The 7807-nt window shown below is 61.4% G+C and carries 9 protein-coding genes; 5 read left to right on the forward strand and 4 right to left on the reverse strand.

Going from position 1 to position 7807, the window contains the following annotated elements; all coding sequences use genetic code 11:
* Positions 1-28 precede the first annotated feature (28 nt).
* From ABIE16_RS17640 to ABIE16_RS17650, 3 genes are all read left to right on the forward strand, one after another.
* On the forward strand, positions 29-1159 hold the full coding sequence (locus ABIE16_RS17640; protein WP_057714053.1) for a helix-turn-helix transcriptional regulator: 1131 nt from the start codon (positions 29-31) through the stop codon (positions 1157-1159).
* Positions 1160-1246: 87 nt separating this feature from the next.
* The gene (nudE, locus tag ABIE16_RS17645) at positions 1247-1795 is read left to right on the forward strand and encodes an ADP compounds hydrolase NudE (protein ID WP_150814210.1); all 549 of its coding nucleotides are present in this window, start codon (positions 1247-1249) and stop codon (positions 1793-1795) included.
* A gap of 212 nt (positions 1796-2007) precedes the next feature.
* Positions 2008-2175, forward strand: coding sequence for a hypothetical protein (locus ABIE16_RS17650; RefSeq protein WP_167362873.1), 168 nt, complete (start codon positions 2008-2010; stop codon positions 2173-2175).
* A 62-nt stretch (positions 2176-2237) separates the two neighbouring features.
* Here the strand turns inward: ABIE16_RS17650 and dmpG are convergent, their stop codons facing one another.
* The 4 genes from dmpG to ABIE16_RS17670 are packed head-to-tail and all read right to left on the reverse strand — an operon-like array spanning position 2238 to position 5828.
* Positions 2238-3272: a 4-hydroxy-2-oxovalerate aldolase gene (gene dmpG, locus ABIE16_RS17655; RefSeq protein ID WP_057714051.1), complete on the reverse strand. Its 1035-nt coding sequence runs from the start codon at positions 3270-3272 to the stop codon at positions 2238-2240.
* A gap of 13 nt (positions 3273-3285) precedes the next feature.
* Positions 3286-4194, reverse strand: a complete 909-nt coding sequence (locus ABIE16_RS17660; RefSeq protein ID WP_090456759.1) for an acetaldehyde dehydrogenase (acetylating) — start codon at positions 4192-4194, stop codon at positions 3286-3288.
* Positions 4195-4212: 18 nt separating this feature from the next.
* A complete protein-coding gene (locus ABIE16_RS17665; RefSeq protein ID WP_057714049.1) occupies positions 4213-5004 on the reverse strand; it encodes a fumarylacetoacetate hydrolase family protein in 792 nt (263 codons plus the stop codon).
* Entirely contained in the window at positions 5001-5828 is an 828-nt protein-coding gene (locus tag ABIE16_RS17670; protein ID WP_429521661.1) for an alpha/beta fold hydrolase, read from the reverse strand. Before ABIE16_RS17670 ends, ABIE16_RS17665 begins: the two co-directional genes overlap by 4 nt.
* A 276-nt stretch (positions 5829-6104) precedes the next feature.
* Between ABIE16_RS17670 and ABIE16_RS17675 the strand changes: the two genes are divergently transcribed.
* Both ABIE16_RS17675 and ABIE16_RS17680 read left to right on the forward strand, forming a co-directional pair.
* Positions 6105-6881 carry an SDR family oxidoreductase gene (locus ABIE16_RS17675; protein ID WP_429521662.1) on the forward strand — a complete coding sequence of 259 codons (777 nt, stop codon included), beginning with the start codon at positions 6105-6107 and terminating at the stop codon, positions 6879-6881.
* Between the two features lie 13 nt (positions 6882-6894).
* The gene (locus ABIE16_RS17680; protein WP_150814212.1) at positions 6895-7389 is read left to right on the forward strand and encodes an SRPBCC family protein; all 495 of its coding nucleotides are present in this window, start codon (positions 6895-6897) and stop codon (positions 7387-7389) included.
* Positions 7390-7807: the final 418 nt, after the last annotated feature.

Genomic DNA, 7807 nt, shown 5'->3' on the forward strand with positions numbered 1-7807 from the left:
ACGCTAATAATAAAAACGGTTTTTCCCTATGCAGCAGAGCCTCAGCCTCGATACGTTCAGTGATTTGATCGGCAACCTCTATCAGGGTCCGCTGGAAACCATTCCCTGGGCTACTTTTCTCAATCAGCTCAATGTGCATCTGAACAGCAAGTACGTGACCTTCATCCTGCGTCCGCCCAGCGCCCACGTGGACGGCTTGATGGTCAACACCACCGGCACCTCGACCGAGGCGACCGCGTCGTACAACAAACACTTTTTCAGCCTAGATCCGTTTGTCGACCTGCCCAACCGCCAGGTGGTGACCCTCGCCGAGTTCGTCTCCAACGACGACTGGCAGAATTCCGAGTTCTACAAGAACTTCCTTGAACCGGTGGACGTGTTCCACATCCTTGGTGCCGACATCAACACCGTCGACGGCGCCCAGTGCCGCATTCGCATCAGTCGCGGGCGTGACGACAAGCCTTTCGGTAACGAAGAAAAGGCCATGCTCACGCATTTCATTGCGCACCTGGAGCGTTCGATCAAGATCCACATGCAGCTCAACCGCATCGAAGCCGAACGCAATCTGTACGCCGGTGCGGTGAACCAGATGGCGGTCGGCACGATCATCCTCGATGAGGCCGGCAAGGTACTGCAGACCAACCAGGTCGCCGACCGACTGATCCAGGAAAAGGACGGCATCAAACTGGTCAACGATGGCCTGCAGGTCGGTACGGCCCGGGACACCCAGGAGTTCCGTCGCCTGGTCAAGCAGTCGCTGCTGTCGCAAAAAAGCAGCAACCCATCGGTGGTCGAAGCCCTGCGCGTGCAGCGGCCGTCCGGCAAAGCGGACCTGGGGATCATCGTGCGCTCGGTGCCATTGACCGACTGGAGCGAAGGCAAGCAGTGCCCGACCGTGGTGATTTTCATCAGCGACCCGGAGCAACAATCCACCGCACCGCAGGAAATCGTTCGCGCGCTGTTCGACTTCACCCCGGCGGAAACCCAGCTGGCGATGTTGCTGGCCAACGGCTTGACCCTCGACGAAGCCTCGGAGGAGCTGGGCATCAGCCGCAACACCTCGCGGGCACACCTGCGCTCGACCTTCTCCAAGACCGGCGTGACCCGCCAGACCATGCTGGTGCGCCTGATCCTGCGCAGCGTGGCGACCCTCGGCTAGCCCTCATTGCCGCCCTCGTCCGCTCGGACGATGGCGGCTCCCGTTGCACAGCGCACAGTGTCTTTATCCCAAACAGGGGACTGCCCCATGCGCAACTGCCCAACCATCCTCAAGACTGAACTGCTGGCGCAAAGCGGCCACTTTCAGATCGAAGCCCTGCACCTGCAATTCAGCAACGGCCAGCAGCGGGTCTACGAACGCCTGCGCGGCACCGGTTATCGCTCGGTGATGCTGGTGGCGATGCCCGATCCAGAGCATGTGCTGCTGGTGCGCGAATACGCGGTCGGTGTGGAAAAAACCATTCTCGGCCTGCCCAAGGGCGGCGCCGAGCCCAATGAAGACTACTTGCAGGCGGCGCAGCGCGAGCTGAGCGAAGAAGTCGGAATGCGCGCCGAACGCCTCACTGAACTGGGCGAGCTAACCCTGGCACCGGGGCACTTGTGCCACCGCTACCGAGTCGTACTGGCCGAACAACTGAGCCCCTGCCAACTCGAAGGCGACGAACCCGAACCCCTGGAGTGCCTGCGTGTACCACTGGCGCAAATCCCTGAACTTGTGGCCCGCGGTGAACTCCACGAGGCCAGGGCGATTGCGGCGCTGTTCATGGCAATAGGCGCCCTCGCCCGACGGGTCTGACACCACACAATACCTGTGGGAGCGGGCTTGCTCGCGAAGAGGCCGGCACAGCCGACATCTCCATCGCCTGACACTCCGCTTTCGCGAGCAAGCCCGCTCCCACAGGGGGTTGCGCAGTTCTCAAGTCATCAACTAGTCCATTCGGACGAAGCCACTCGCGCGCCGCCGCCATAACCTGTCTCTACAACAATAAAACCGTGTCGAGACTCATCATGCGCAAAACGACTTGTGCTCTGTTCATCATCCTCTGTGCCGGTGCTTCCACCAGTCTGTGCCAACTGTTCAAGAACGAAGCCTACCGACCGACCACGGCTTACTTCAGCTGTTCGAGCTCGGCCATCAACTGCTACCCGCCCGTGGTGCGCAATCTGCTGCCTTGAGCACGGTTTCCACCGGCCATAAAAAAACCACCGGATCGGTGGTTTTTTCGTTGCCGCAGTAATCAGGTCGGCAGTACACCCCTGGCCCGCGACAGGGTCAGCGCCAGGTCTTCGATCATGTCTTCCTGGCCACCCACGGTTCCGCGTCGGCCCAGCTCCACCAGCAGTTCGCGAGCAGCGATGCCGTACTTCTGCTCGGCACGCTTGGCGAACAACAGGAACGAGCTGTAGACCCCGGCGTAACCCAGGGTCAGGGCATCGCGGTCGAGACGGATCGGCTGGTCCATCATCGGCACCACCAGGTCTTCGGCCACATCCATGATCTTGTACAGGTCGACGCCACTGTTGACGCCCATGCGCTCCAGCACCGCGACGAACACTTCCAGCGGCGTATTGCCCGCCCCCGCGCCAAGACCCGCGACCGAGCCGTCGATCCGTGCAGCACCGGCCTCGATGGCAGCCAGGGAGTTGGCGATGGCCATGCCCATGTTGTGGTGGCCGTGGAAACCGACTTCGGTCCCGGCGTTCAGTCCCGCACGCAGGGCCCCGATCTTTTGCGTCACTTCATCGGGCAGCATGTAGCCGGCCGAGTCAGTGCAATAGATGCAATTGGCGCCGTAGCTTTCCATCAACCGCGCCTGCTCCAGCAGTTTTTCCGGGCTGACCATGTGCGCCATCATCAGGAAGCCAACGGTGTCCAGGCCCATCTTCGCCGACATGCCGATGTGCTGGCCGGACACGTCCGCCTCGGTGCAGTGGGTTGCCACACGAATGGTCGACACGCCGTGTTCGTGGGCCATTTTCAGGTGGTCGAGGGTACCGATCCCCGGCAACAACAGGGCCGAAACCTTGGCCTGTTTCATCTTCGGAATCACCGCAGAGAAGTATTCCTCGTCGCTGTGGGCCGGGAAACCGTAGTTCAGCGAAGCACCGCCCAGGCCATCGCCGTGGGTGATTTCGATCAGCGGCACACCGGCCGCATCGAGACCGGTGGCCACCGAGACCATTTGTTCGATACTGATCTGGTGCTGTTTGGCGTGCATGCCGTCGCGCAGACTCATGTCATGCAGACGGACGCTCTTACCTTGCAAATTCATAGCGATTCTCCACTCAACGGGCAGGCAATTGCAGGGTGCCCTTGTGGGCTTCTTCGGCGAACATCTCGGCCGTGCGCAAACCGGCGGCGGTCATGATGTCGAGGTTGCCGGCGGACTTGGGCAGGAAATCGCCGAGGCCTTCGACCTCGATGAAAATCGACACCTTGCGCCCGTCGAACACCGGCCCGTTGATCAGCTTGTAGCCGGGCACATAGCGCTGCACTTCACGGACCATCTCCAGCACCGAGGTGCGGATTGCATCCTGGTTCGGCTCGTCATCGGTCAGGCAATGGATGGTGTCGCGCATCATCAGCGGCGGCTCGGCCGGGTTGATCACGATGATCGCCTTGCCGCGTCGGGCGCCGCCGATCTTCTCCACCGCACCGGCGGTGGTGCGGGTGAACTCGTCGATGTTCTGCCGCGTGCCCGGGCCCACCGAACCGGAAGAGACCGTGGCAACGATTTCGCCGTAGCTCACTGGCTGCACCCGCGACACCGCCGCCACCATCGGGATGGTCGCCTGACCACCGCAGGTGACCATGTTGACGTTCATCGCCAGGCTCGACGCGTGCTCTTTGAGGTTGACCGGCGGCACGCAGTACGGACCGATGGCCGCCGGCGTGAGGTCGATCATGATCACCCCGAGTTCGTTGAGCTTGCGGCTGTTTTCCGCATGCACGTAGGCCGAGGTGGCATCGAAGGCAATGCGAATGTCATCGTCGAGGACGTGAGGCAGCAAGCCATCGACACCGCCGGCGGTGGTTTTGATGCCCATTTCCCGGGCACGCTTCAGGCCTTCGGATTCAGGGTCGACGCCAACCATCCACACCGGCTCGATCCATTGCGATCGGCACATTTTCATCAGCAGATCGGTGCCGATGTTGCCCGGGCCGATAATGGCCGCTCTGAGTTTTTTGCTCATGGGGTCAAACTCCAAAAGTCAGGCGCAGAAAGACACCCGGGCACTGCCCAGGCCATCAATGGTCAGTTCAAAACGGTCGCCGGCACGGGCCGGTTCCAGCGGTACCAGCGAGCCGGACAGGATGATTTCCCCGGCCTTGAACGGAATGCCGAAGGCGCCCAGGGTATTGGCCAGCCACGCCACCGCAGTCAATGGATTTCCCTGAACCGCCGAACCCAGGCCTTCACTCAGGGGCTCTGCGTTTTTGAACACACGCATGCGCAAATTCGGCAGGTCCAGTTCGCGCGGATCCACCTTGCTGTCGCCCAACACAAACACTCCGCAAGAAGCGTTGTCAGCGACCGTGTCCTGGATGCGGATGCGCCAGTCGTGAATCCGTGAATCGACGATCTCGAAACACGGCATCACGTATTCGGTGGCGGCCAGCACGTCGGCTTCGGTGATGCCGGGGCCGACCAGGTCATGCTTGAGCTTGAAGGCGATCTCACCCTCGGCACGGGGCTGGATCAGTTTGTTGGCGGACAGGGAAATTTGCGCATCGTCATCGAACGACATCTGCCGCGTGATGAAGCCGAAATCCGGCTGATGCACGTTAAGCATCTGCTGCACCGCCGCCGAGGTCACGCCGATTTTCTTGCCGACGATCTGGTCACCGGCCGCCACTCGACGCTCAATGGCGTACAGGGAAATGTGATAGGCGTCTTCGATGCTGATCGACGGCCAGCGCTCGGTCAGCGGCGCCAGGGTGGAGCCGCTGAGCAGCGCCTGATAAAGCTCTTCGCCGAACTCACGGCGCAATTGCACGCTCATCCACGGGCCTCCTGAAAAAACGCCAGGCACTGGCGGTTGAAAAAGTCACGGTGCTCGACCTGGACCCAATGCCCGCACTCGCTGAGCATCACGAAACGTATTTGGGTGCAGTGTTCAAGCATGGTCTGGGCACCGGAGGACGGGCAGAACTTGTCGTTCATGCCCCAGAAACCGAGGATCGGGCACTGCAATTCAGCCAGGCGCGACGTCATGTTCGGCACCTGCATGGTCGACAGCACGCACACCGGTTGCTGTTGCACCACGGCCACGCGCTCGTTGACCGTTTCGTCGCTGATCAGGGTTTCGTCGAACAGTTGCAAGGCCAGCAGGCGACGCATACCCACCGCATCGTTCAGCTCACCCTTGGCGAAAGCCGCGCCCATTTTCTGGATGCCTTCCATCTGCAGGTAATACTGTTCTTTTTCCATCAGGCCACCGGGTGCCATCAGCACCAGACGGCTGATACGTTGCGGTTGGTCGAGGGCCAGTTTGATCGCGATCGCGCCGCCCAGGGAGTTGCCGACCAGCACGCAACGCTGGATGTCGAGGGCATCGAGCAAACCGCTGAGGGCGGCGACAAAGAAGTCCAGGGTGTAGAGGGTGTCGGGCTTGTCCGAAGCGCCGTAGCCGGGCAAATCCGGGACGATCACCCGGTAACCGGCTTCGGCGAACAGCGGGTAGTTCTGCTTGAAGTTGCTGTGACCGCTGGCACCCGGTCCGCTGCCATGGATGAAAATCACCGGCTCGCCGTTGCCGATGTCTCTGTAGTGCAGCTGCAAACCATCCGGCAGCGTAACGAAGTGCCCTTGCGCTGAAGCGCCCATAAGGTGTCCTCCCGGCCTGTTGTTGTAGCCGGATTATTCCGACGGGTCGGGCCATCAACATCGTCCGACAGGACTACGCGCCTGTACTTGTAGGAGCGAGCTCGCTCGCGATGGTCGTCAACGATGACGCTGGATACCTGACACCCCGCGGTGCTCTCAGGTCCATCGCGAGCAGGCTCGCTCCTACAGACAATCTCTAGTCCCTTTGGACGTTGGCCTGCCGGGGTTGCAGACCTAGCATCGGTTACATTCCCGAGCGACAGAACGAGACACCCCATGCTTGATCCAATGGACTTTCGCGGCAAAGTGGTACTGGTCACCGGAGGTGGCAAAGGTGTGGGTCGCGGCATCAGCCAGCGCTTTCTGGACTGTGGCGCCGAGGTGGTGATTTGCGGTCGCGAAGCACCACAAACCTTGCCGGCCAGCGCCGGGCGCGAGGCGGTGTTCGTGGCCTGCGACCTGCGGGATGTCGAGCAGTCCGGGCGCTTGATTACGCAGATCGTCGAGCGCTTCGGCCGCCTCGATGTGCTGGTCAACAACGCCGGCGGTTCGCCGAATGCCGACGCCGCCACGGCTTCGCCGCGCTTCAGCGAGGCAATCATCCGCCTGAACCTGATTGCGCCACTGAACCTGTGCCAGCAGGCCAACCTGGTGATGCAGGCCCAGGCCGACGGTGGCGCGATCATCAACATCTGCAGCGTCAGCGCCACCCGCCCTTCCCCCGGCACCGCCGCTTATGGCGCGGCCAAGGCCGGCTTGCTCAACCTGACGACCTCGCTGGCGGTGGAATGGGCGCCCAAGGTGCGGGTCAACGCCGTGACCGCCGGGCTGATTCTCACCGAGCAGGCGGCCATGCATTATGGTGACGACGCGGGCATTGCCAGGGTGGCCGCGACCATTCCGTTGCAACGCCTGGCGACCCCGGAGGATATTGGCGATACCTGCCTGTACTTGGCTTCGACATTGGCCCGTTACGTCAGCGGCGCGGACATCGCGGTGCATGGCGCGGGCGAACGCCCGGCATTTCTCGATGCGGCTCAATCCCATCCATAAGAGGACTTTCGACATGCCCGTAGCCAGCCACAGCGTTGTGCTGAACCTCACGCGACAAGCCGCCTGGACCAAACTGCGCGACCTGAGCCTTGCCCCGCACTACGTACCAGGCCTGACCGGTTGCCAGTTTCATCCTGGCGCAACGGAAGGTATCGGCGCCAGTCGCCGGGTGTTGCGCAAGGGCGGTCAGTATCTGGATGAAAGCGTGGTGCAGTGGCAGGAAGGCACGGGGTTCGTGCTGCGGTTGCACAAGGGCGGCAATGACTCGCCCTTTCCGTTTCGCCAGGCGAGTTTCAGTTATGCCTTGCAAGCCGAAGGCAACGCGACCCGCATCACTCTGCAAATGAGTTACAGCCTTCGCGGTGGCAAGCTGATTGAAGGGTTGCTGGCCAAGGCCTTCAACAAGGTCGTTCGGCAGATTGCCGAGAACCTCAAGGCCTACTACGAAACCGGCCGAACGCAGAATCCGGATATGGCTGTCAGCACATCCAACATCAATGCTGCCTGACACACCGCCATCGCGAGCAAGCTCGCTCCCACAGGGGATTAAGGTGTACTCGCAATACCGGCGTCACCACAAAAACTGTGGGAGCTAGCTTGCTCGCGATGAGGTCGGCACATTCAACATTGATGCTGCCTGACATGCCGCCATCGCGAGCAGGCTCGCTCCCACAGGGGATTGGGGTGTGCTCGCAATGCCGGCGTCACCACAAAAACTGTGGGAGCTAGCTTGCTCGCGATGAGGTCGGCACATTCAACATTGATGCTGCCTGACATGCCGCCATCGCGAGCAGGCTCGCTCCCACAGGGGATTGGGGTGTGCTCGCAATGCCGGCGTCACCACAAAAACTGTGGGAGCTAGCTTGCTCGCGATGAGGTCGGCACATTCAACATTGATGTTGCCTGACATGCCGCCTTCGCGAGCA

Origin of the sequence: Pseudomonas sp. 2725 (assembly GCF_050434585.1) — a bacterium.
Classification (GTDB): Bacteria; Pseudomonadota; Gammaproteobacteria; order Pseudomonadales; family Pseudomonadaceae; genus Aquipseudomonas; species Aquipseudomonas jessenii.